Origin of the sequence: Mesorhizobium sp. M0106, assembly GCF_040322715.1 — a bacterium.
Taxonomy (GTDB): domain Bacteria; phylum Pseudomonadota; class Alphaproteobacteria; order Rhizobiales; family Rhizobiaceae; genus Mesorhizobium.
The window spans coordinates 1-672 of record NZ_JAMYUA010000140.1 but is presented as its reverse complement, the minus strand read 5'-3'; the positions used below and the strand labels follow the sequence as shown (position 1 = coordinate 672).

At 65.9% G+C, this 672-nt stretch carries 1 pseudogene; it reads left to right on the top strand.

The annotated features are described in order from the left end of the window. Positions 1-672: pseudogene (locus NKJ55_RS35480) on the top strand (hypothetical protein); the annotation flags it as partial.

Genomic DNA, 672 nt, shown 5'->3' with positions numbered 1-672 from the left:
TTGCCCGCCAGGACGTCACCATCGGCACGCTGACCCACACCACGACCAGCGTGCGCGATGCCTCCGGCCAGACGCTGCGCACCCAATACCTGCCGGTGCAGCTCGACTTCGGCACGGCGGCCGCTCCGCTGCAATATACCGCCGGCAACAAGCTCTTCTCCGCCTCCGGCTTCATCACCTCGACGATCTACGAGGCCGACGGCCAGACGAAGGAGATCACCTATGCCAATGGCGTAAAAACCTCCTTCAGCTACTCGCCGACCCGCCGCTGGCTGACCCGCGTCACCACGGCCAGGGGCGCCACTGTGCTGCTCGACGACCAGTATGCCCGCGATCTTGTCGGCCGCATCACCGGCACGACGGGGCTCACCGCTTCCGACAGCTGGACCTATGGCTATGACAAGGCCGACCGGCTGACCTCGAGCGACAATCTTGGCAACAACACGCTCGACGAGACCTTCGTCTATGCCGCCAACGACAATCTGACCTCGCGCACGCGGGTTGCCGGGACCTACATCTATCCCGCGGCGAGTGCTGCCCGTCCGCACGCGCCGACCGCGGTCGGCGCCAAGACGCTCACGTATGACGCCAATGGCAACATGACCGCCGACGGCACCAGGACGCTGACCTGGGACGAAGCCAACCGCCTGAAGACGGTGACGCAGGCCGCCA